Genomic DNA, 23814 nt, shown 5'->3' with positions numbered 1-23814 from the left:
CGGGCGCCAGGCGCCCGTTTTTATTTCCATCGTGCCCCCCGCTCTGGCTTTAGAGCAAGGCTCCGTAAATGGTCAGTAGCGCCACCACCACCACGATAATCATCGTCACCTTACGCGCCAGGCTGACCGCTGCCCTTGGCGTCTGCACCGGATCCATATGGGGATCGCGCGCCAGTGAAAACTGCGCCAACCGCGTCAGCACCTGATACGACGAAGAGTGACGATCGCCCAGAGACGCAAACCACGCCGGTAACGCTCTTTCACCGTGACCAAACAACGCGTAAGCCACGCCGGCCAGACGCACCGGGATCCAGTCCAGCCAGTTCAGCAGATGATCGATGCCTGACTGCGAACGTTCCAGCGGCGTGTTATGGCGTGCCAACCAGGTCTGGTAAGCGCGCAGGAAAGAGTAGCCTGCCAGCGCGATCGGCCCGTAAGGCCCGCAGACCACAAACCAAAACAGCGGCGCCAGATAATAACGGAAGTTAATCCACAGCAGCGCATTTTGCAGTTCACGCAAGCGCAACTCTTCGCTGCAATCCACCGGCAAACCGTGGATCAACGCCAGTTCTTCCGCCATTTGATCGCTGGCATGGGCATCCCCCTGCCGAGCGGCCTTCAGATAGGCCCGATAGTGTTTACGCTTGATCCCTGCGCCGACACACAGCAAATCAATGACGATCCACAGCAACAGCGTCACTACGCCGAAAAACAGTCCCTGGGACAGCCACAAAATCCCTGCCACCACCACCATCCAGGCCAGCGTCATTAGCAGCGTTTGCGCCAGTGAAAACCGATGCAGCCGTTGAAATACCACCTCAAGGCGATGATCCAACTGCCAATGCTCACCCAGCTTGAATAAACGTTCCCACGCCAGAACCAGTAACAGCGTAAACAGCGTCATTAGCGACTCCTCTCCCTTTCCATTGTTCCAAGCATAGCGTCATCTGGCCCGCCAGGTTGTTCCAGAGATGCCAGATATAAATCCCAATCAAACGCCGGGCCGGGATCGGTTTTACGGCCTGGGGCAATGTCACTGTGCCCGGTGATATGCGCCGCCAACGTCGGATAATGCCGGATCAGCAGCGCGGTCACCGCGTTCAGACTTTGGTATTGCTGCGGCGTGAACGCCACATGATCGGTACCTTCCAGTTCAATGCCGATCGAAAAATCGTTACAGCGCTCTCGTCCCTGATACGACGAAACGCCCGCGTGCCAGGCTCGTCGGTCAAAGGGCACATACTGAATGATTTCACCGTCGCGACGGATCAGGCAGTGCGCCGAAACGCGTAGTTGATGAATATCAGAAAAATAGGGGTGATCCGCAGGATCAAGAGTACCGGTAAACAGCCGATCGATATAGGGGCCGCCGAACTCGCCGGGTGGCAGGCTGATATTGTGGATCACCAGCAGCGAAGGCGCCTCCTCATTCGGGCGAAGATCGCAATGCGGCGAGACAACCCGGGTTACCCCGACAATCCAGCCTTGTTCTAACTGCATCAGACACCTCTGGGCGGTGGTACTTGTCACGGCAACAGAGTAGCATGTTCCCCCTACGATCTTACCGTCCATTTCGGAGTTTTCTATGCCGACACGCCGCTACAGTGCCGACACTCGCCGCACCGAGCTTCTTGAACGAATTGAAAGCGATATCCCCTATGCCGTTGCCCAGGCGCTGCGTGAAGACCTGGGAGGCGAAGTCGATGCCGAACGCGATATTACCGCGCAATTGTTGCCGGCCGATACCCAGGCCGAAGCCACGATCATCACCCGCGAACCCGGTATTTTTTGCGGAAAACGCTGGCTGAATGAAGTCTTTATCCAGTTGGGCAACCAGGTGAAGGTGGATTGGCTGGTGGCGGACGGTGATAGCCTGGTGCCAGACCAAGCGCTTTGCAAACTGACCGGCCCGGCACGGGTGCTGCTTACCGGTGAGCGCACTGCGCTGAACTTTGTGCAGACGCTTTCCGGCGTAGCAACCGAAGTCAGCCGCTATGTGGCACTGTTGCAGGGGACGAAAACCCGCCTGCTCGATACCCGCAAGACCCTGCCAGGGCTGCGCACCGCGCTGAAATATGCCGTATTGTGCGGCGGCGGCAGCAACCACCGTCTCGGGCTGTCCGACGCCTTCCTGATCAAGGAAAACCACATCATTGCCTCCGGCTCGATTAAAAAAGCGGTCGAAAAAGCATTCTGGCTGCATGCCGAGGTGCCGGTCGAAGTGGAAGTCGAATCGCTGGATGAACTGCAGCAGGCGCTGGACGCCGGTGCAGACATTATCATGCTGGACAATTTCAGCGTCGACATGATGCGCGCCGCAGTGACGCAAACTCAGGGCCGTGCACAGCTGGAAGTGTCCGGCAACGTGACCAGCGAAACCCTGCGTACCTTCGCCGAAACCGGCGTGGACTATATTTCTGTAGGCGCGCTGACCAAACATGTGACCGCCCTCGATCTGTCCATGCGCTTCAAATAACCCCTCTCTCCGCACCTCCCTGAACTACCGGGGGAGGTGTTCTTTCATCAAAACTGCGAAGCTCGCCCCATCTCTTTTCCCCTCTGCTGCAACCTCGATCGAATGCTGTGGAACTGCGCCTAAAAACAGCCATCACCCGCTCGAAGCGTCCCGCTGGCCTGATTACTCTGGCCTCCACATTGACATGGAGGAAGCAACGGATGGAAACACAGCGCGGTTTTACCCTGATAGAACTGATGGTGGTGATCGCCATTATCGCCATACTGAGCGCCATAGGTATTCCTGCCTATCAGCGCTATATCCAAAAGGCAGCGATGACCGACATGCTGCAAGCCATGACGCCGTATAAGCTGGCCGTTGAACTGTGCGTGCTCGACAGCGGCACGCCGACCGGCTGTAACGCCGGCAGCAAAGGCATCCCTACCGGCGACGCCTCACGTTACGTCAGCGCGGTTCAGGTCAGCCAGGGCGTGATCTCGCTGACCGGCTCGCAAACGCTGCAGGGATTGACGGTCGCACTGACGCCAACCCAAAATGCCAGCGGCCTGACGCGTTGGACACGTCTGTGCACCAGCGAAAACAGCAATCTGCAGGAAACCTGCCAGGAAGTTTTCCGTTTTGACACTACCGCCGCGGCGCCGACATCATGAGTACGGCAATCAGCGATGAAATCCATACGCTATGCCAACGCTACCAGGCATTGGCTCTTAGTGAAGATGACCAGTGCCTGAACGTGGCCCTGACGACGGAGGCACCACAAGCGCTATTATCAGCCCTGCGTTTTGCCACCGGCAAACGCATTCATCTGGAACAGTGGCCGGCAGCCAGGCTGGAATTGGAACTGAACAGGCGGCAAATGCAGGGCGATAGGCGCGAGCAGCCCACTTCGGAAGAGCAATTCGACGCGGCATCATTAAACGACGACAGTGACGCACCCGTGGTGCAGTTTATCAATCAGACGCTCCGCATCGCCATTCAGCGACGAGCCTCGGACATTCATTTCGAACCTTACCAGCAGACTCTCCGCATCCGGCTACGCATCGACGGCGTGTTGCAGGTGATAACCTCACCGCCATTCACGCTCGCGGCTCGCCTCACGGCTCGACTGAAAATCATGGGGCAGTTGGACATCGCCGAGCGCCGCCTGCCGCAGGATGGTCAGCTCAGCGTGCGGTTGGATAACGCTAGCTACTCCATGCGTATCGCCACCCTGCCCACCCTGCACGGCGAAAAAGTGGTGCTGCGAATTTTGCAAACTGAACGCCAGGAGCTGCCGTTGGATCGGTTGGGTATGGATCCGACAGCACTGGTGCAGTTTTCCTCTGCCTTATCCTGCCCGCAGGGCATGATCCTGGTCACCGGCCCCACCGGCAGCGGCAAAACCGTCACGCTATACGGCGGTCTGCGTCAGTTGAATGACGCGCAGAGTAATTTATGCAGCGTCGAGGATCCGATTGAAATTCCCCTGTTCGGTATCAATCAGACGCAGACCAACGCCAAAACGGAACTGGATTTCTCCCGCGTATTACGCGCCTTGCTGCGACAGGATCCGGACGTCATCATGATCGGTGAGATCCGCGATCGGGAAACGGCTGAGATCGCAGTAAAAGCCGCTCAAACCGGCCACCTGGTGCTTTCCACCTTGCACACCAATTCCACCAGCGAAACCCTGACGCGCCTGACTCATATGGGCATCCCGGGCTACCTGATTGCCGCCTGTCTGAAGCTGGTGATCGCACAACGTCTGGTGCGCAAGTTATGCAGCCACTGCCGCTATCAACAAAGCCTGCCCGTACGTTTTCCCGCAGCCATTTGGGCAACACCTCTGCTGCCCTGGAAGGCCGATGGCTGCGAGCACTGCTTCAGCGGCTACTATGGCCGCACCGGGGTATATGAACTGTTGACCATTACCCCAGAGGTGCAAGCCGGCCTGCTGGAGGGGGCCGCCCCCAACATGTTGGCTGAAATCGCCCGGCAGCAGGGGCAGACCACGCTGCTGCAAGCCGGACTAACGCTGGTCGCCCAGGGCGTCACCTCGCTGGAGGAGGTATACCGCATTGTCGGTGTGATTGCCGACGGCGGAGGCGCTCAGTGAAAACACTCCGCCTTTTCCTCTGGCAGGCAATTGACCCACACGGACAGTTGCGTGAGGGTGAGCTGATGAGCGGTAAGAAGAATGAGGTCAGCCAGTGGTTGATCGAACAAGGGCTGCAACCCTGCCAGATCAACAGCGGAAAACGTATTTCACCGGGTCAATGGCGCGGTGAACCCCTGATCCAGTTCACCCGTCAGTTAGCCACCCTGCTGCAGGCCGGATTGCCGCTGGTCAGCGGGTTACAATTGCTGGCGGCAGAGCACCCGTCAGCTGCCTGGCGCTGCCTGCTGCGGGAAGTGAGTGAACAGGTACGCCAGGGCCAACCATTTTCTGAAGTTATCGCTGAGCAACATGCCGTGTTTCCTTTGATCTACCGCCAGCTAATCGCCATTGGCGAGCTGACCGGTCACCTGGACGAATGCTGCCTGCAACTGGCCCAACAACAGGAAGCACAGCAAAAACTGCAAAAGAAAGTCATCAAGGCGCTGCGTTATCCTTTGTTTATCTGCGCGGTGGCGCTGTTGGTAAGCATTTTGATGCTGGTGATGGTGTTGCCGGAATTTGCCGGCGTCTATCAGTCATTCAATGCGCCGCTGCCGTGGTTTACCCAAGGATTGCTGAACCTTTCCACCCTGCTGATCGACAGCGGTCCCTGGCTGGCGGCGATTCTGGTCTGTATGGCATACACCTATCTCCGTCGTCTGCACCCGCAGCCTCAATGGCGCAGGCGCGAACAGGCGGCGCTGTTGCGTCTGCCACTGATTGCGCACTTGATTAAAGGCGGCTGCCTGAGCCAAATATTCCGTATTCTGGCCATGACCCAGCAAGCTGGGCTCAGCCTGGTTGACGGGTTGGCTGCGGCGGCGCTGTCGGTGGATAACCTGTTTTATCGCCAGGCAATTGACAACATCAGGCAACAGATTTCGCAAGGGCAGACTTTTCATCGCGCCCTGGAACAGCAGGCGCTTTTCCCTTCGTTATGCCAGCAATTGGTGCGCGTGGGCGAAGAATCCGGTTCGTTAGATACCCTATTGGGCAAACTGGCCGCATGGCATGAACAGCAAACCTTTGAGCTGGCCGATACCCTGGCGCAAACGCTGGAGCCCCTGTTAATGCTGGTGGTGGGCGGGATCGTCGGCACATTGGTGATTGCCATGTATCTGCCGATCTTTCAGTTGGGGAATGTTTTGGGGTAAGTCCGTCAGTGATTGGGCGCAGCATTGAACTGCGCCCACGTGTTGCTGGTGCCGAAACGCGCGGCTTATTTGCTGCCGAAGACGCGATTTTCCTGCTCTGCAACGCGGATAAAGGTGGTGCGCTTGGTCAGCTCTTTCAAACGTTCCGCGCCGACGTAGGTGCAAGCGGAACGCAGGCCGCCGAGGATGTCGCGAACGGTGAACTCAACTTCGCCGCGCAACGGCAGTTTGACAGTTTTCCCTTCGGCCGCACGGTACTGGGCAACGCCACCGACGTGGCGTTTCATCGCCGACTCGGAGCTCATGCCGTAGAACAGCATAAATTTCTCACCGTTCTCTTCCACAATGGTGCCTTCACATTCGTCGTGGCCGGCCAGCATGCCGCCCAGCATGACAAAATCAGCACCGCCGCCAAAGGCTTTCGCTACGTCGCCCGGTACCGAACAACCGCCATCGCTAACGATTTGGCCGCCGAGGCCATGCGCCGCATCAGCGCATTCGATCACCGCAGACAGCTGCGGATAACCGACACCGGTTTTCACGCGGGTCGTGCAGACAGAGCCCGGACCAATACCGACTTTAACAATGTCGGCGCCGGACAGGATAAGTTCTTCCACCATTTCTCCGGTGACGACGTTACCGGCACAGATAACATGTTTTGGGCAGGCTTCGCGCGCTTTCTGCAGGAAGGCGACAAAATGCTCGGAATAGCCATTGGCTACGTCGATACAGATAAACTTCAGCTCGGGTGATAGCGCCAGGATCTGTTGCATTTTCACAAAGTCAGCGTCGGACGTGCCGGTTGAAACCATCACGTGGCGCAGCACCGATGCCGGTACGCGCTGCACAAAGGCGGCCCACTGCTCTACGGTGTAGTGTTTGTGTACGGCGGTGAGAACATCGAAGGAAGCCAGGGCCTCTGCCATGCTGAAGGTACCGACTGAGTCCATGTTGGCGGCGATGATCGGCACACCAGACCAGCTACAGCCAGAATGTTTGAAGGTAAACTGACGTTCCAGTTCAACTTCTGAGCGGCTTTTCAGCGTGGAACGCTTTGGGCGAATCAGCACATCTTTAAAGCCTAACTTCAAATCTTCTTCAATACGCATGACTTATGATTTCCTGGTTTATGGCGACGGATCGCAAAACGCAATGGCTTGAAAAGCGACGGGGTATACCCTAAATAATTCGAGTTGCAGGAAGGCGACAAGGGCGAGAGTCCCGATGAGCTTACTTATGTAAGTGATTCGGGTGAACGCGCGCAGTCAACACACCTGCAGCTTGAAGAATGACGGGTATAGATTAATGCCAGTTCCAGTGACGCTATCATACGCGCTAATAATCGCCGGACAAGACTGCGAATTCTCCTTTTTTTGCGCTACAATCCGACAAATTTACCTGCGACACCGCAGTGTGACCTCCCACTCATTTTCCCTTTCCGGCTGCGCTTTTTATCACCGTACAGCCTAAGCGGCACGGCAAGCGCCGCCGGCTTACTTGCACTTCTGTGCGATCGCTTTATGATTCGTCTATTATTTTTTTATGAACCTCAGGTGCATTCCCTACCATGGCCTACATTGTTGCGTTGACAGGGGGTATCGGCAGCGGTAAGTCCACCGTGGCAGACGCCTTCGCTCGCCACGGCGTGACGGTGGTCGATGCTGACGTTATCGCCCGGCAGGTTGTCGAGCCAGGAACCCCGGCACTGGCTGCCATCGCCGAACGTTTTGGTAATGAAATGTTGCAGCCGGACGGTTCACTGAACCGTGCCGCCTTACGTCAGTGTATCTTCAGTAACCCTGATGAAAAACGTTGGCTAAACCAACTGCTGCACCCGCTGATTCATCAGGAAACTCAACGTCAACTGGCGCAAGTCACCAGCCCCTACGCTCTCTGGGTGGTGCCATTGCTGGTCGAGAACAACCTGCAGGCGCGCGCCGATCGCGTGCTGGTGGTTGACGTCGACAGCGAGACTCAGTTGGCCAGAACCATCGCCCGCGACGGCATCAGCCGTCAGCAGGCACAGAACATACTGTCCGCACAGGTCACGCGTGAGCAGCGCCTGGCCGCTGCAGACGACATCATTGATAATAGCGGCACCGCTCAGGGGATAGAGCCATTGGTTGCCGCACTGCATTGCCGTTACCTTGAGCTGGCGGCATCAGCGACCCGACAGGATTAAACTGAATGAGTGATGTTTCCCCAAGCGTTCTTTTTGAACATCCGTTGAATGAAAAAATGCGCACCTGGCTGCGCATGGAATTTTTGCTGCAACAGCTGCATGGCCAGCGAGCCTTAAGCGAAACGGCCATCGCCCTGACATTTTTCCGCACCATCGCCGATCTGCTGGACGTGCTGGAGCGCGGTGAGGTACGTACCGAGCTACTGAAAGAGCTGGAACGTCAGCAGCAAAAATTGCTGGCGTGGGCCGATGTTCCGGGCGTCGATATGTCGCTGGTGGATCAGTTGCGCAACCAGTTGAAGCAACGTGGTGCCGCACTGATGTCTGCGCCGCGACTGGGGCAGGCGCTGCGCGAAGATCGGTTGATTAGTCTGGTGCGGCAACGTCTGAGCATCCCCGGTGGGTGCTGCAGCTTTGACTTGCCGACGCTGCACATGTGGATGCATGCACCACAGCAAGAGCGAGATAACGACGTAGCCGAATGGTTGCAAACGCTGGAACCATTAAACCAGGCACTGACTATGGTGCTGGATCTGATCCGTCAGGCCGGGCCATTTCGCAATCAGATCAGCCTGAACGGTTTTTTCCAGGATAACGCCGAGGGGGCGGATCTGCTGCGCTTACGCATTAATCTGGCGCACCAGCTTTACCCACAAATTTCCGGCCATAAGACGCGCTATGCGATTCGCTTTCTGCCGCTGGACAGTGAGCTCGGCGTGGTACCGGAACGACTAACCTTTGAGTTGGCCTGTTGCTGACCCAATGACATCAAGACCTTTCACGCGTTGGAAGGGAGTAAGGAATGGATATGACTACCGTAGTGAAATGCCCAACCTGTGGCAAAGGTGTGGTTTGGGGAGAGGTGAGCCCATTTCGTCCGTTTTGCAGCAAACGCTGTCAGCTGATTGATCTGGGCGAATGGGCCGATGAAGAGAAGCGCATTCCCAGCAACAGCGATCTTTCCGAAAGCGAAGAGTGGAGTGAAGCAGACGATCGCTGATCGTCCTTCTGATCGGCCCGGCAGCCGCCAGGCCGGTTGTATTACTGCGCGGCGTTAGCCTGCTCCACCAGCAGTTTGATAATGCTGATATTGGCCTGAGGGAACTCTTCTTCCCGCAGGTCAGCCTGCTTTACCCAACGCATAGGCTGGCCTTCGCGACCGAAGGGTTCACCAGCCCAGGCTTCCACCAGATAGAAATTCAACGTGACGATGCGATCGCTAAATTGATGCTCAAGCACGTCCAACAACTCCGCACGCTGGGCTTCAATGCCGGTCTCTTCCAATAATTCACGGCTAAGCGCCTGTTCCGGCGTCTCACCCTGTTCAATTTTACCGCCGGGAAACTCCCAGAAACCGGCCATATGCGAATCGGCCGCGCGGCGGGTAATGAAGATTTCCTGCTGGGCGTTACGAATGATGCCGACGGCGATATTCAGATGTTTCATCGCATCCTCCTGATTGAGTCATTGGAGCGCAGAATGCAGCTCCAAAAAACAGGGGCTCAGCACGCTGAACCCCTGGGTTTTATTCGTTAAACAGTGTCGGCTTAGTTCTGCAGACGACCGTGACACTGTTTGTATTTTTTACCGGAACCGCATGGGCACGGATCGTTACGGCCCACTTTACGTTCTGCGATGGTCGGCGCATTAGGATCTTCAGTCACCAGCGCGTTTTCTTCATAGTGGCTCAGCTGCTGCTGTTTGGCCAGACGCTCGGCTTCTTCACGACGCTGCAGTTCCAAGGCTTCAACCTCTTCCGGCATCCGCACCTGAACCTTGCTCAGCACGCTGATCACTTCATGCTTCAGTGATTCCAGCATGGTAGCGAACATGTTGAAGGACTCGCGCTTGTACTCCTGCTTAGGATCTTTCTGCGCATAACCGCGCAGATGGATGCCCTGACGCAGGTAGTCCATGGCCGCCAGATGCTCTTTCCACAGGGAATCCAGCGTCTGCAGCATCACGCCTTTCTCGAAGTTGCGCATCATCTCGGTGCCAACCACTTCTTCTTTACGCTGGTACTCTTCCTTGGCTTTTTCCAGAATACGCTCACGCAGCGTTTCTTCGTGCAGCTCAGGCTCTTTATCCAACCATTCGGCGATAGGCATATCCAGATCAAAATCGTTTTTCAGACGTTCGGTCAGCCCCTGAATATCCCACTCTTCTTCCAGCGACTGCGGTTGAATGTAGCCGTCAATAGTGGTCTTGAACACGTCTTCACGGATGCTGGCAATGGTTTCGCTAACGTCAGACACGTCCAGCAGTTCGTTACGCTGGCTGTAGATCGCGCGGCGCTGATCGTTGGCCACGTCATCGTATTCCAGCAGTTGCTTACGAATGTCGAAGTTGCGGCTTTCTACTTTACGCTGGGCGTTGGCAATCGCTTTGGTGACCCATGGGTGCTCAATGGCCTCACCTTCTTTCATCCCCAATTTACGCATCATGTTGGAAACGCGATCGGAGGCGAAAATACGCATCAGGGCATCTTCCATCGACAGGTAGAAGCGGGATGAACCGGCATCCCCCTGACGACCGGAACGGCCGCGCAACTGGTTATCGATACGGCGTGATTCATGACGCTCGGTACCAATGATGTGCAGGCCACCGGCTGCCAGTACGGCATCGTGACGGATTTTCCAGGCGTCTTTAATCGCCGCGATTTGCTCTTCAGTTGGATCTTCCAACTGGGCAATCTCTGCCTGCCAGCTGCCGCCCAACACGATGTCGGTACCACGACCGGCCATGTTGGTAGCGATGGTAACCGCAGAGGTCTGGCCGGCCTGAGCAACGATGTCCGCTTCCATGGCGTGGAACTTGGCGTTCAACACCTTATGGGCGATACCGGCTTTCTCCAGCTCACGCGAAACCACTTCGGATTTCTCGATTGAAATCGTACCGACCAGAACCGGCTGGCCGTTAGCGGTGCGCTCACGAATATCTTCAATGATGGCGCCAATCTTCTCATGCTCGGTCATGTAGACCAGATCCGGCATGTCTTTACGCAGCATTGGACGGTTGGTCGGCACCACGATGGTATCCAGCTTGTAGATCGAGCTGAATTCAAAAGCTTCGGTGTCGGCGGTACCGGTCATCCCAGCCAACTTCTCGTACAGGCGGAAGTAGTTCTGGAAGGTGATGGAGGCCAGAGTCTGGTTTTCGTTCTGGATTTCCACGCCTTCTTTGGCTTCCACCGCCTGGTGCAGGCCATCGGACCAGCGACGGCCGTGCATGGTACGGCCGGTGTGTTCGTCGACGATGATGACTTCACCGTCTTTTACGATGTAGTCAACGTCACGGGTAAACAGCACATGGGCACGAAGAGCCGCGGTCACGTGGTGCATCAGCATGATGTTGGTCGGTGAGTACAGTGACTCCCCTTCGTCCATGATGCCGGCTTCCATCAGCATTTCTTCGATCAGGATCAGGCCGCGTTCGGTCAGGTGCACCTGGCGCGCCTTTTCGTCAACCGAGAAGTGGCCTTCGCCCTGGAAGGAATCCGAATCTTCTTTTTCCTGACGGATCAGTTTAGGGATCAGCTTGTTAACCTTGATGTACATCTCGGAGCTGTCTTCAGCCGGGCCAGAGATGATCAACGGCGTACGCGCTTCATCGATCAGGATGGAGTCAACCTCATCCACCAGTGCATAGTGCAGTTTGCGCTGAACGCGCTCTTCCGGACTGAACGCCATGTTGTCGCGCAGATAGTCGAAACCGTATTCGTTGTTGGTGCCGTAGGTAATGTCCGCGGCATAGGCTTCACGCTTGGCCGGTGCCGGCATGCCCGGCAGGTTGATGCCGATGCTCAAGCCGAGGAACTCAAACAGCGGGCGGTTGTTCTCGGCGTCACGCTGTGCCAGATAGTCGTTGACGGTTACCACGTGCACGCCACGACCGCTCAGGGCGTTCAGATAGGCTGGCAGGGTTGCGGTCAGGGTTTTACCTTCACCGGTGCGCATCTCTGCGATACAGCGGTCATTCAGCACCATGCCGCCCAGCAGCTGCACGTCGAAGTGACGCATGCCGAAGACGCGCTTGCTCGCCTCACGCACTACCGCGAAGGCCTCAGGCAACAGGTTTTCCAGCACTTCACCCTTTTCCAGGCGCGCGCGGAACTCGTTGGTCTTGGCTTTCAGTTCGTCATCGGACAGTTTTTCCATGTCCGGTTCCATCTGGTTGATCAGCTCAACCGATTTGCGCATGCGGCGCAGCGTACGATCGTTACGGCTACCAAAAACTTTGGTCAATAATTTCACTAACATGATGTTTGATATCTCTGTCATGACGGCCAACGCAGGCAGTCAACTTGATGTTATTTTTTAGGTTTTTTTTGTCGCCCGAGGGGCAAGAAATCAGCTTAAGGCTGCAGGTCCGGCGCGAATGCCCTGCACTTGCGCAAGCCACAACCCGGCCTGATGCTGCGCAACAGCGGGCAGCACGGCGTGGTGAGTGGTGCGAATGATGGTCGGCGGCTTCGGCTCGTGCGTCAGCAGCGCATTAAGGGTAGAAAGCAGCGCCAGTTGCGCCACCTGCAATGGGGGTTCGGTCACTTCCGCTTCGCTTTCCTGCACCCGCGCGTAAACGGCCTGCGGCGCAAGCGCAAAAGAGAGGTGACGAATGACGGTACGAAGCGCATGCTGGTGCCAGTAGTCGACGCTAAAGGTCGGACGACGATGCGCTTCCTGCAGTAACGCCAGGCTATTGAAGGCGCCACTGGCAGAGTTTTGCCGGTTCAGGCTGGACGAGGTGCTCGGCAGAGCGGCTTGATCGGGGTTGCCGGTCAGATTGGTAGGTACGCCAAGCGTGGCCGCAACCATCCCTAAAAGGAGATGGGGCCAGAAATAACGTCTGCCAAATTGTCGCCAACGATTTAGAATACCGATCACGAGTTTATAATCCGCCGGAGCCCATTATGCGCGATAGCCGTCCACAATTATTAGATTCCCTGTTCGACGACGCGTCTGCAGAAGACAAAGGGCCACTGCATAACGTCCAACAACGCGCAGTCGCGTTGCTTAAGCTTAACCGTGCAGTGAAAGGCCTGTTGCCCGTTCAACTGCATCCTTGGTGCCGCGTCGCAAATTTCCGACAGGGTATTTTAGTGCTAGAAACGGCAAATGCCAGCTGGATGATGCGTCTACGTTACGAACAACCGGCTTTATTATCAGCACTACGAGCGCAAATTCTACCATCATTGTCGTCGATCGACATCAGGATTAATCCGGCCTTGATGGCAAAAGGGAGCAACCTGGTGCAGGGCGCCGCAAAAACGGCAGGAAATACGCAGTCAAGCGTGCCTATGCGTCATCTGAGTCAGGAAAGTGCTGGGGAATTAAGGGTATTGGCGAGCCGGAGCCCGGAAAAACTGCGCAAGATATTAGAACGACTGGCGTCGTTGGCCGGAGAGAGTGCCAACGCTACCAGTCGTGATAAGTAATCAGCGGTATCGACTTATGCCAATACGGTTGACGGAGCTTTGAATGCCAGTGGCATTTCGGCTTCGTCCTGGAAGGTGACGTATTCCCACGCTTCCTGTTTCGCCAGAACTGCTTGAAGCAGCTTGTTGTTCAGCGCATGACCAGACTTGTACGCGGTAAACGCGCCAATGATATTATGGCCGCACATGAACAGATCGCCGATGGCGTCCAGCATTTTGTGACGCACGAATTCGTCTTCGAAGCGCAGGCCGTCTTCGTTCAGCACGCGGTAATCATCTACCACGATAGCGCAGTCAAAGCTGCCGCCCAGGGCCAGGCCACGGGACTGTAAATATTCGATATCACGCATGAAGCCGAAAGTACGCGCACGGCTGATTTGACGCACGAACGAGTCGGCAGAGAAATCAAGGCGGTAGCGTTGCGTACTGGCGTCGATCGCCGGGTGGTTGAAGTCGATGGTGAAGTCCAGGCGGAACCCGTTATGCGGGGACAGCTCGGCCCACTTGTCGCCATCTTCAACACGCACGGTGTCTTTCAGACGCAGGAATTTCTTCGCAGAGTTCAGTTCTTCAATGCCGGCATCCAGCAACAGGAAGACGAACGGACTGGCACTGCCGTCCATGATAGGGATTTCAGCAGCGTCAACTTCGATAACGATGTTGTCGATGCCCAACCCAGCCAGCGCGGCATTAAGATGCTCAACGGTAGAAATACGCACGTCATGCTCATTGACCAGGCAGGTACAGAGCATGGTATCACGCACGGATTTTGCATCAGCCGGAAAATCAACCGGTGGATTCAAGTCAGTGCGACGATAGATGACCCCGGTATTAGCCGCCGCGGGTCGCATTGTCAGCGTGACTTTCTTGCCGGTATGTAAACCGACACCAGTCGCCTGAACAATACGTTTTAATGTCCTTTGTTTGATCATCGTTTTATCTCGCAATGTTATCAATCCTACCAGCCAAGCATACAGCATGGCTGGCGGGACAGTTTAGCACAAAGAGCGGAGATTCCAAATTATCAGGATATTCTTAGTCTGCCTGCTTGCGCAGGAAGGCTGGAATATCAAGATAGTCGGGCTCTTTATTAGGCTGCGCAGTCGGATCGTTAACCACCTTGGCGGCAGGTTTCACTTCCTGCGGCAGCGGCGACATGCCGTGCTGCTGGTAGCGATGATCCATCACTGGCTGGCTGGCCTGTTTATTGGTGACCAGAGTGATTTCCGGACGTTTGTCCATGCCGATACCGGTCGCAACCACGGTTACACGCAGTTCGTCGTTCATTTCCGGATCCAGCGACGTACCAATTACCACGGTCGCGTTGTCGGAAGCGAAAGCACGAATGGTGTTACCCACGGTTTCGAACTCATCCAAGCGCAGGTCGAAGCCGGCGGTGATGTTGACCAGCACGCCGCGAGCGCCGGACAGGTCGATATCTTCCAGCAGTGGGCTGGAGATCGCCATTTCCGCAGCTTCTTCAGCACGGTCTTCACCACAGGCAACGCCGGAACCCATCATCGCGTAGCCCATTTCGGACATTACGGTGCGCACGTCGGCGAAGTCGACGTTCATCAGGCCCGGACGGGTGATCAGTTCGGCAATACCCTGTACCGCGCCTTTCAGCACGTCGTTAGCCGCACCAAACGCGTCCAACAGAGAAATACCGCGACCCAGAACTTTCAACAGCTTGTCGTTCGGGATAGTGATCAGTGAGTCCACATGTTTGGACAATTCTGCGATACCCTGCTCAGCGAACGCCATGCGTTTCTTGCCTTCAAAATTGAAAGGCTTGGTCACCACGGCCACTGTCAGAATACCCAGGTCTTTAGCAACTTCAGCGACGACTGGCGCTGCACCGGTACCGGTACCGCCGCCCATGCCGGCTGCAATGAAGACCATGTCTGCACCATCCAGTGCGGCGCGCAGGGCTTCACGGTCTTCTTCCGCTGAATTGCGACCCACTTCAGGGTTCGCGCCTGCACCCAGACCTTTGGTAATACCGCTACCGATCTGGATGGTTTGGCCAACTGCCGTTTTACGAAGCGCCTGAGCGTCTGTATTCACGGCAAAGAATTCAACACCTTCGATGCGCTCGCGCACCATGTGTTCAACGGCGTTGCCACCGCCACCGCCGACGCCGATGACTTTAATCACCGCGTCATTGGTTAGTTCCATTGGTTCAAACATAGTTTCTCTCCGTTTTGTGCCTGTCGCTGCGAGATCATAAAAAGATTACTCAGCATGATCTCTTTGTTGAAACATTAAAACTCTTTTCTCAGCCAGCTATTGATACGTTTAAACCAATTGCCCACCGAGGCGCGTTTTTCTACTTCTGCCTCACCGCTCAGGTGAGACTCTTTTCCATAGTGCAGCAGACCTACCGCCGTAGAGTAGTAAGGCTCCTGCGCATAATCCGTCAGACCCGTGATGTTCAAGGGTTGGCCGATGCGTACCTGGGTGTGGAACACCCGTTGCGCACAGGCTGCCAGGCCATCAATCTGGGCGGCACCACCGGTCAGCACAATACCCGCTGCCAGATGATGCTTCACCCCTTGCTGACGCAGTTGCTCCTGCAATTGCAAAATTTCATCGTTAACCAGATTCAACAGTTCGGTGTAGCGTGGCTCAATCACTTCAGCCAGTGTCTGTCTTTGCAGACTCCGAGGAGGACGTCCTCCAACGCTTGGCACCTCTACACTTTCATCCTTGCTAACAATCGACCCAAGCGCACAGCCGTGTCGAACTTTGATCGCTTCCGCGTCTGTCGGCGGCGTGCCGAAGGCGTAAGCGATATCGCTGGTGACCACGTTCCCGGCGTAAGGGATCACTTTGGTGTGGCGCAGCGCACCGCCGGTGTACACCGCCATATCCATGGTGCCGCCGCCGATATCCACTACACAAACGCCGAGCTCGCGCTCATCTTCGGTCAGTACCGCATAGCTGGCGGCCAGACCGGCGAAAATAAGTTGGTCAACTTTCAGACCACAACGTTCTACTGCCTTAACGATGTTCTTAGCCATATCGTTATGGCAGGTGATCAGGTGCACCTTGGCTTGCATACGCACGCCGGACAACCCAACCGGGTTTTTGATGCCTTCCTGATAATCGATGGCGTATTCCTGAGGGATGACGTGCAGGATGCGGTGTTCATCACGGACGCGTACCGATTTAGCGGTATGCACCACATTCTCCACATCTTCCTGTGTCACTTCCTCTTCGGAAATAGGAACCATCCCTATTTCGTTCTGGCAGCTGATGTGTTTACCCGATAATGCGAGGTAAACCGAAGAAATCTGACAATCCGCCATCAGTTCGGCCTGATCGATAGCGCGCTGTACGCACTTCACTACCGACTCCAGGTCGTTAACGCCACCCTTATCCATACCGCGAGACGGGCAACTGCCCACCCCGATAATGTTGACCATGCCATCGGGCAGAACTTCCCCTACCAATGCGGAGACTTTTGCAGTACCGATCTCCAGTCCAACTACCAGTTTTCTGTCCGTCGACTTGATCATTGTTGTTTTGCCTGTGCCTGATTCTGTTGCTGATTACTGTTCTGCCGATCGCCTGCAGCCTGCGGGTCGATAAACACGGGGGCCCAACCTACCGATGCACCGGCCTCGTAGCGTAAGTCGACATAACTGACTCGCTTGCTTTCTGCCTGCCCCTGCTGCTGCAATACCGGGTAAAGCTCGATAAAGCGCTGCAGGCGTCCGGTGCGATCGTCGCGTCCCAGCTCCAGCCGAACATCATTATCCAAAGCCAGCTGCCAGGAATGGCGGGCGCTCATGGCCGCCATTTTCAGCGTATATTTGCTGGCCGCTAACATGCTGCTCATGGTCCGGTAACCTTCAAGAACATCCTGTTCGCTCCCTTCCGGACCATACAGCAACGGCAACTTCTGTTTGCCAATTCGTTCTGCAGGCACGCTGAAGGATTTGCCTTCGGCATCTACCATGTGCAAATCATTCCAGCGCGCCACCGGGACATATTCCACCAGGTGGATCTTCAGCTCATCCGGCCACTGCTTACGCACGCTGGCCTGCTTGATCCACGGCAGGCGTTCAATCTGCTGCTGGATGATATCCACATCCTGCGTCATGAACGTCCCCGGCGATCCCAGCGCCAGGATAGCCTGACGAATATCGTCGTTGGTGGTGTAGTGACGTTCACCGGTCACCACCAGTCGTGACAGCGGCAGGCGGCTGGCGTCTTTCATCCAGCCAATCACCGCCCACCCACTCCACAGGACCGTTCCCAACACCATCAACAGGAAAATCATTCCCGCCAACTGGGTTCCATTGCTGCGTCGCGGGTTGTTGTCCACCTCGCGTTCACGCGCATTCAGGGCAGCTTGCGACATATCAGTCGGCCAATTCCAAAATTCTCGCTACCAGCTGCGAGAAGCTTAAACCAGACTGCCGCGCTGCCATCGGCACCAGGCTATGACTGGTCATGCCCGGCGAGGTATTCACCTCAAGCAGATAGAAGCTGCCATCGCTATCCTGCATCACATCAACGCGGCCCCAGCCGCTGCAGTCCAGCCCACGATAGGCGCGTAACGCCAGAGACGCCATTTCGGCTTCCTGTTCCGCACCCAGGCCGCTCGGACAGAAATACTGGGTATCGTCCGAGATGTACTTGGCCTGGTAATCGTAAAACACGCCGGCCGGTTGAATCCGGATGGAAGGCAATACTCGATCACCCAGCATCGCTACCGTGTATTCCGGACCGCTCAGCCACTTCTCGACCAGCACGTCGTCGTCATGACGGAAACCTTCTTCCAGAGCCGCCTCAAGAGCGCCACGCTCGGTAACTTTGCTCATACCAACGCTGGAGCCTTCACGGCTCGGCTTGACGATCAGCGGCAGGCCCAAGGCCTCTACGCGCGCGATCAGCGCCTCTTTTTCTGCACCGGCATATTGCTGTCGGTTCAGCGCAACATAAGGCGCCACCGGCAGGCCCATCGACTGCCACACCATTTTGGTGCGCCACTTGTCCATGGTCAGTGCCGAAGCCATCACGCCACTGCCGGTATAAGGCAGTTCGAGGAACTCCAGCATGCCTTGCAGGGTGCCGTCTTCACCGCCTCGGCCATGCAGCGCGATAAATACTTTGGTAAACCCATGTTCTTTCAACTGGGTGACCGGGAAATCACGGATATCGATGCCGTGAGCGTCGATACCGGCTTCACGCAGCCCGGCCAGCACGGCGGCGCCGGATTGCAATGACACTTCACGTTCAGCGGAGGTGCCACCCAGCAGTACGGCAACTTTATCGGCCATGATGTTCCTCCTCTTTTTTCTGAGGCTGCAGCTTCAGCTCAGCCAGTTTGCGTGCGACTTTCCCCACGTTGCCGGCGCCCTGCACCAGCACTAAATCGTCCGCTTGCAGCAACCCTGCCAGGGTTTCCGGCACGGTATCCGCATCAGAAACCAGAATCGGATCCAGCTTGCCGCGGCTGCGGATGGTACGGCACAGCGAGCGGCTGTCCGCCCCTGGAATTGCCGTTTCACCGGCAGAGTAAACGTCCAGCATCAGCAGCACGTCCACCTGCGACAGCACATTGGCAAAGTCGTCATACAGATCGCGAGTACGCGTGTAACGGTGCGGCTGGAAAATCATCACCAGACGCTTGTCCGGCCAGCCTGCACGTGCGGCTTTCAGCGTCGCGTCGACCTCGGTCGGGTGGTGGCCATAATCGTCCACCAGCATCGCACTGCCGCTTTTGCCATTTACCGGCTCCAGCGGGAATTCGCCGAGGAAATCAAAGCGGCGACCGGTCCCCTGGAAGCTGGCCAACGCACGCAGGATATCTGCGTCGTCAATGCCCTCTTCCGTTGCTACCGCCACTGCCGCCGCCGCGTTCAACGCGTTGTGACGACCCGGCGCATTCAGCGTCACCGTCATCAGCGGCTTGTCCTGGCGGCTCAGGGTGAAGTGGCCCTGGGCTCCAACCTGACGGTAGCTCTCGATGCGAACGTCGGCATCGTCGCTGAAACCGTAAGTGGTGATATGGCGACCCACACGTGGCAGCAATTCACGCACCACCGGATCGTCAATACACATCACCGCACGGCCGTAGAACGGCAGGTTGTGCAAAAAGTTAATAAATGTCTGCTTCAGGTTTTCGAAGTCGCCCTGGTAGGTCTCCATATGGTCGGCTTCGATATTGGTGACAATCGCCACCATCGGTTGCAGATGCAAGAAAGAGGCATCGCTCTCATCCGCTTCCGCAATCAGGTAACGGCTGGAGCCCAAACGCGCATGAGTTCCTGCCGCTTTCACCAGCCCGCCGTTAACAAAGGTCGGGTCCAGACCGGCTTCGGCATAAATGCTCGACACCATTGCCGTGGTCGTGGTCTTGCCATGCGTACCGGCAACGGCGATGCCGTGACGAAAACGCATCAGTTCGGCCAACATCTCTGCGCGGCGGATTACCGGAATACGCGCTTCACGAGCGGCGACAATTTCCGGGTTGTCGGCAGAAATCGCGGTAGAAACCACGACTACGCTGGCATCCAGTACGTTCTCCGGACGGTGATGGAAGTAAATCGTCGCCCCGAGCGCGCTCAACTGCTGGGTTACCGGATTCGGTGCCAGGTCAGAACCGCTGATTTGATAACCTTCATTGGCCAACACTTCGGCGATACCACCCATGCCGGCGCCACCGATGCCGACAAAGTGAATGTGCCGGACGCGTCGCATCTCGGGCACGATAGTACGTAGTTTCGCCAGTTGTTGTGTATTCATCACTCTCTCTAATCCAGGTCCGGCATGCCGGGCCCCTACATGACATTCTTTAATTCAGGCCCGGCGAACCGGACCCCTGCATATTATTTGGCGACGCGCACCAGCTCCGCAGCTACGCGTTCGGTAGCATCCGGAATGGCCACGGCACGGGCCTTTTCGGCCATAGCCAGCAGCGTAGGACGATCCCAGCCAGCCAGCAGCTCCGCCACCACATCGGCGTTAAACTGCGGTTGCTCGATAATCTTCGCCGCACCGGCTTCTTCCAGCGGGCGGGCATTCCAATACTGTTGGCGGTCTTTGTGCATGAAAGGCACGAAGATCGCAGGAAGGCCCGCAGCGGCGATCTCGCTGACCGTCAGCGCGCCGGAGCGGCACACCACGACATCAGCCCAAGCGTACGCCGCCGCCATGTCATCAATAAACTCGGTCACTTTGTGTTGCGTCTGCCCTACCCTCTCGTAGTCGCGCAACACATTTTCCAGCGCACCTTTGCCTACCTGATGCCAGAGCGTAATTCTATCGCCCAATCTCGCCGCGACTTCAGGAACTGTCTGATTCAGCACCCGGGCACCCTGACTGCCGCCAATCACCAGTACGCGAATGGGCCCTTCACGCCCCGTCAATCGCTCTGCCGGCAGCGGCAGCGCCAATACGTCAGTGCGTACCGGGTTGCCCACCACGTCCGCATTGGGGAACGCGCCAGGGAAGGCCTGCAGGACCTTCTTGGCAATGCGCGCCAACCAACGGTTGGTCAGCCCGGCAATGCCGTTTTGTTCATGCAGCACCACCGGGATGCCGCACAGCCATGCGGCCAAACCGCCAGGACCAGAAACGTAACCCCCCATCCCCAGCACCACGTCCGGTTGGTAGCTGCGCATAATCGCCTTCGCCTGACGTACGGCTTGCCAGATACGCAGCGGCGCGCTCAGTTGGGCCTTCAGCCCTTTGCCACGCAGGCCGGAAATACGGATGAAATCAATCTCGATCCCGTGCTTTGGCACCAGATCGGCTTCCATTCGGTCTGCGGTTCCAAGCCAGCGCACCTGCCAGCCTTGCGCCATCAGATGATGTGCGACCGCCAGTCCCGGGAACACGTGTCCGCCGGTACCGCCTGCCATCACCATTAAACGCTTAGGTTTCCCGCTCATCCCTTACCTCTTCACAAACGCCTGGGCTTTAGCCAGACGCGTTTCATAATCAATACGCAGCAACAGCACGATCGCCGTCGACATAATCAACAGGCTCGAACCGCCATAGCTTATCAGCGGTAACGTTAAGCCTTTAGTGGGAAGCATTCCGGCAGCGGCACCGACGTTGACCAGCGCCTGGAAGCTAAACCACACGCCAATTGAGCAGGCCAAGAAGCCAGAAAAGCGCTGATCAATCTCCAGCGCACGGCGGCCAATCGACATAGCACGAAAAGCGACGCAGAATACCATTAACAATGCAAAAACCACACCGATATAGCCCAGCTCTTCGCCTAAAATCGAGAAGATAAAGTCGGTGTGCGCTTCCGGCAAATACTCGAGTTTCTGCACCGAATTACCCAGCCCTTGTCCCCAGAATTCACCACGGCCAAAGGCCATCAGCGACTGGGTCAGCTGATAGCCGCTGCCGAACGGATCGGCCCACGGATTCCAGAACGAGGTCACACGGCGCATACGGTAAGGTTCGGCGATGATCAACAGCACTACCGCGAAGGCTCCGGATCCGATAATCGCCAGGAATTGCCACATTTTCGCGCCGGCCAGGAACAGCATTGCCAGCGTGGTGATAAACAGCACCACCACGGTACCGAGGTCCGGCTGAGCCAGCAGCAGCACGGCCAACACCACCATGACGCCCATCGGCTTGCAGAAGCCCCAGAAGTTGCTGCGCACCTCTTCTACTTTGCGCACCAGATAACTCGCCAGGTAACAGAACAGCGACAGCTTGGACAGCTCTGCCGGCTGAATACGCAGCGGCCCCAGCGAGATCCAGCGCGATGCCCCGTTTACCGAGCTGCCGACCACCAATACGATCAACAGCATCACAATCGACAACAGCAGCATGATGTTGCTATAGCGCTGCCAGACTTCCATCGGAATGCGCAAGGTCACCATCGACAGACCGAACGCCAGCCCGAGGTACAACGCATCACGCTTGGCAAACAAGAACGGATCGTCCGCCAGGCGCTGACCGATCGGCATCGAAGCCGAAGTCACCATCACAAAACCGATAATGGCCAACCCAAAGGTCAGCCACAGCAGGGTACGGTCGTACAGCACCATATTGACCGAATCGTTATCTCGCGATCCCGCCACCCAGTTTTTAAAGAGCTCTGTCAGCCCGAAGTTCGGCAAGCGCAGTCTCATCCGCCAAGCTCCTGTGCCAAACGAGTAAACTCGTCGCCGCGTACTTCAAAATTGCGGAACTGATCCAGGCTGGCACAGGCGGGTGACAACAACACCATATCGCCAGGTTGCACCCGGCCGGCTATCGTCTGCATCGCCTGTTCCATAGTCTCGGTCAGCGTAGCGACCTCCGGCCGCAGCTGAGCCAACTGTTCACCATCACGGCCGAAGCAGTAAAGGCGAACGTTATCGCCTTGCAGGTAGCGCGCCAGCGGGGAGAAATCGGCCGATTTACCGTCGCCGCCCAACAGCAGGTGCAAGGTGCCGTCCACCTGCAGACCATTCAACGCCGCTTCGGTACTGCCAACGTTGGTGGCTTTAGAATCGTTAATCCAGCGAACGCCGTTATGTTCCCAGGCCAATTGGAAGCGGTGCGCCAAACCGGTATAGGTGGTCAACGCTTTCAGGCTGGAAGCGCGCGGGATGTTCACCGCATCGGCCAGTGCCAGCGCCGCCAACGCATTGGTGTAGTTATGGCGGCCAGTCAGCTTCATTTCGCGGGTGTTCAGGATTTTCTCGCCGCGCACGCGCAACCAGGTCTCGCCCAGTTGGCGGTTCAGGTGATAGTCGCCCACATCGGCACCAAAGCTGATGCAACGCTGATCCGCCCCGCGAATCGGCATCGTCAATGCGTCGTCGGCATTGACCACGCACAGGCTGGCATTTTCATAGACCTTCAGCTTGGCGGCACGGTATTGCTGCAGCCCAAACGGATAGCGATCCATATGATCTTCGGTGACGTTCAAAATGGTCGCCGCAGCCGCGTGCAGGCTGTAAGTGGTTTCCAGTTGGAAGCTCGACAGCTCCAGCACGTACAGTTGGCATTCCTGACGCAGCAGGCTCAACGCAGGCAGGCCGATATTGCCACCGACGCCTACCGCCCAACCTGCGGCTTTTGCCATTTCACCCACCAGGGTGGTGACGGTGCTTTTACCGTTGGAACCGGTAATCGCCACGATCGGTGCCTGGGCTTCACGGCAGAACAATTCGATATCGCCAACAATCTCTACGCCCGCCTCTGCAGCAGCGCTCAATGCCGGGGTCGCCAATGCCATGCCCGGACTCGCGACGATCAAATCCGCCGCCAACAGCCAATCCTGATTCAAATCACCCAGGTGACGCTCAACGCTTTCAGGCAGCTTGTCCAGCCCTGGAGGTGAAATGCGGGTATCCATAACGCGTGGCGTTACGCCGCGCGCCATAAAGAAATCAACACAGGACAGGCCGGTGAGGCCCAGCCCGATGATGACCACTTTCTTACCCTGATAATCCGCCATAG

General features: G+C 56.7%; 23 protein-coding genes. 8 read left to right on the top strand and 15 right to left on the bottom strand.

Annotated features, from left to right (window positions below; all coding sequences use genetic code 11):
* Positions 1-49: 49 nt before the first annotated feature.
* Together ampE and ampD are read right to left on the bottom strand one after the other, a co-directional pair.
* Positions 50-904, bottom strand: coding sequence for a beta-lactamase regulator AmpE (ampE, locus tag AC1RKG_RS16465; RefSeq protein ID WP_020825228.1), 855 nt, complete (start codon positions 902-904; stop codon positions 50-52).
* Positions 904-1500, bottom strand: a complete 597-nt coding sequence (gene ampD / locus AC1RKG_RS16460; protein WP_020825227.1) for a 1,6-anhydro-N-acetylmuramyl-L-alanine amidase AmpD — start codon at positions 1498-1500, stop codon at positions 904-906. Before ampD ends, ampE begins: the two co-directional genes overlap by 1 nt.
* An 85-nt stretch (positions 1501-1585) precedes the next feature.
* Between ampD and nadC the strand changes: the two genes are divergently transcribed.
* The 4 genes from nadC (at position 1586) to hofC (ending at position 5767) form a co-directional block, all read left to right on the top strand.
* A complete protein-coding gene (gene nadC / locus AC1RKG_RS16455) occupies positions 1586-2476 on the top strand; it encodes a carboxylating nicotinate-nucleotide diphosphorylase (RefSeq protein WP_020825226.1) in 891 nt (296 codons plus the stop codon).
* Between the two features lie 200 nt (positions 2477-2676).
* Positions 2677-3126: a prepilin peptidase-dependent pilin gene (ppdD, locus tag AC1RKG_RS16450; RefSeq protein WP_020825225.1), complete on the top strand. Its 450-nt coding sequence runs from the start codon at positions 2677-2679 to the stop codon at positions 3124-3126.
* Positions 3123-4571 (top strand): type II secretion system protein GspE, encoded by a 1449-nt coding sequence (gspE, locus tag AC1RKG_RS16445; RefSeq protein ID WP_493183488.1) that lies wholly within the window; start codon positions 3123-3125, stop codon positions 4569-4571. Before ppdD ends, gspE begins: the two co-directional genes overlap by 4 nt.
* The gene (gene hofC, locus AC1RKG_RS16440) at positions 4568-5767 is read left to right on the top strand and encodes a protein transport protein HofC (protein ID WP_128865003.1); all 1200 of its coding nucleotides are present in this window, start codon (positions 4568-4570) and stop codon (positions 5765-5767) included. The genes gspE and hofC overlap by 4 nt, the downstream gene beginning before the upstream one ends.
* Positions 5768-5832: 65 nt before the next feature.
* On the opposite strand, the gene AC1RKG_RS16435 is transcribed toward hofC, so the two are convergent.
* Positions 5833-6876 carry a GMP reductase gene (locus AC1RKG_RS16435; RefSeq protein WP_020825222.1) on the bottom strand — a complete coding sequence of 348 codons (1044 nt, stop codon included), beginning with the start codon at positions 6874-6876 and terminating at the stop codon, positions 5833-5835.
* Positions 6877-7334: 458 nt separating this feature from the next.
* Between AC1RKG_RS16435 and coaE the strand changes: the two genes are divergently transcribed.
* Genes coaE through yacG form a run of 3 tightly spaced genes read left to right on the top strand, consistent with a single transcriptional unit; the run spans position 7335 to position 8949 of the window.
* A complete protein-coding gene (gene coaE / locus AC1RKG_RS16430) occupies positions 7335-7949 on the top strand; it encodes a dephospho-CoA kinase (RefSeq protein ID WP_020825221.1) in 615 nt (204 codons plus the stop codon).
* Between the two features lie 5 nt (positions 7950-7954).
* A complete protein-coding gene (gene zapD, locus AC1RKG_RS16425; RefSeq protein ID WP_020825220.1) occupies positions 7955-8707 on the top strand; it encodes a cell division protein ZapD in 753 nt (250 codons plus the stop codon).
* Positions 8708-8751: 44 nt separating this feature from the next.
* Positions 8752-8949: a DNA gyrase inhibitor YacG gene (gene yacG, locus AC1RKG_RS16420; RefSeq protein ID WP_493183487.1), complete on the top strand. Its 198-nt coding sequence runs from the start codon at positions 8752-8754 to the stop codon at positions 8947-8949.
* 41 nt (positions 8950-8990) lie between these two features.
* Here yacG and mutT read toward each other — a convergent pair whose 3' ends face one another.
* The 3 genes from mutT to secM all read right to left on the bottom strand — a co-directional run bounded on the left by mutT (position 8991) and on the right by secM (position 12832).
* Positions 8991-9395: an 8-oxo-dGTP diphosphatase MutT gene (gene mutT / locus AC1RKG_RS16415; protein WP_020825218.1), complete on the bottom strand. Its 405-nt coding sequence runs from the start codon at positions 9393-9395 to the stop codon at positions 8991-8993.
* A gap of 101 nt (positions 9396-9496) precedes the next feature.
* Positions 9497-12208 (bottom strand): preprotein translocase subunit SecA, encoded by a 2712-nt coding sequence (secA, locus tag AC1RKG_RS16410; RefSeq protein WP_046374515.1) that lies wholly within the window; start codon positions 12206-12208, stop codon positions 9497-9499.
* Between the two features lie 90 nt (positions 12209-12298).
* Entirely contained in the window at positions 12299-12832 is a 534-nt protein-coding gene (gene secM, locus AC1RKG_RS16405; RefSeq protein WP_046374516.1) for a secA translation cis-regulator SecM, read from the bottom strand.
* 26 nt (positions 12833-12858) lie between these two features.
* On the opposite strand from secM, the gene AC1RKG_RS16400 reads away from it, so the two are divergent.
* Positions 12859-13383 (top strand): DUF721 domain-containing protein, encoded by a 525-nt coding sequence (locus tag AC1RKG_RS16400; protein WP_493183486.1) that lies wholly within the window; start codon positions 12859-12861, stop codon positions 13381-13383.
* 14 nt (positions 13384-13397) lie between these two features.
* Here the strand turns inward: AC1RKG_RS16400 and lpxC are convergent, their stop codons facing one another.
* The 9 genes from lpxC to murD form a co-directional block, all read right to left on the bottom strand.
* A complete protein-coding gene (lpxC, locus tag AC1RKG_RS16395; protein WP_037426060.1) occupies positions 13398-14315 on the bottom strand; it encodes a UDP-3-O-acyl-N-acetylglucosamine deacetylase in 918 nt (305 codons plus the stop codon).
* A gap of 103 nt (positions 14316-14418) precedes the next feature.
* On the bottom strand, positions 14419-15573 hold the full coding sequence (gene ftsZ, locus AC1RKG_RS16390; RefSeq protein WP_004950150.1) for a cell division protein FtsZ: 1155 nt from the start codon (positions 15571-15573) through the stop codon (positions 14419-14421).
* Positions 15574-15647: 74 nt separating this feature from the next.
* Complete coding sequence (gene ftsA, locus AC1RKG_RS16385) at positions 15648-16904, bottom strand: cell division protein FtsA (RefSeq protein WP_004950148.1); 1257 nt, start codon at positions 16902-16904, stop codon at positions 15648-15650.
* Positions 16901-17752: a cell division protein FtsQ gene (gene ftsQ / locus AC1RKG_RS16380; RefSeq protein ID WP_020825213.1), complete on the bottom strand. Its 852-nt coding sequence runs from the start codon at positions 17750-17752 to the stop codon at positions 16901-16903. Before ftsQ ends, ftsA begins: the two co-directional genes overlap by 4 nt.
* Position 17753: 1 nt before the next feature.
* Positions 17754-18674: a D-alanine--D-alanine ligase gene (locus tag AC1RKG_RS16375; RefSeq protein WP_046374517.1), complete on the bottom strand. Its 921-nt coding sequence runs from the start codon at positions 18672-18674 to the stop codon at positions 17754-17756.
* A complete protein-coding gene (gene murC, locus AC1RKG_RS16370) occupies positions 18664-20142 on the bottom strand; it encodes a UDP-N-acetylmuramate--L-alanine ligase (RefSeq protein ID WP_020825211.1) in 1479 nt (492 codons plus the stop codon). The genes AC1RKG_RS16375 and murC overlap by 11 nt, the downstream gene beginning before the upstream one ends.
* An 83-nt stretch (positions 20143-20225) precedes the next feature.
* The gene (gene murG / locus AC1RKG_RS16365; RefSeq protein ID WP_046374518.1) at positions 20226-21290 is read right to left on the bottom strand and encodes an undecaprenyldiphospho-muramoylpentapeptide beta-N-acetylglucosaminyltransferase; all 1065 of its coding nucleotides are present in this window, start codon (positions 21288-21290) and stop codon (positions 20226-20228) included.
* 3 nt (positions 21291-21293) lie between these two features.
* Positions 21294-22490 carry a cell division protein FtsW gene (ftsW, locus tag AC1RKG_RS16360; protein ID WP_122080578.1) on the bottom strand — a complete coding sequence of 399 codons (1197 nt, stop codon included), beginning with the start codon at positions 22488-22490 and terminating at the stop codon, positions 21294-21296.
* 2 nt (positions 22491-22492) lie between these two features.
* Entirely contained in the window at positions 22493-23812 is a 1320-nt protein-coding gene (murD, locus tag AC1RKG_RS16355; RefSeq protein ID WP_046374520.1) for a UDP-N-acetylmuramoyl-L-alanine--D-glutamate ligase, read from the bottom strand.
* Between the last annotated feature and the right edge of the window lie 2 nt (positions 23813-23814).

Source organism: Serratia sp. GW822-FHT06D09, from assembly GCF_058799515.1.
Note: the sequence above shows the minus strand (reverse complement) of the source record. Positions and strands in the feature narration are given on the sequence as shown.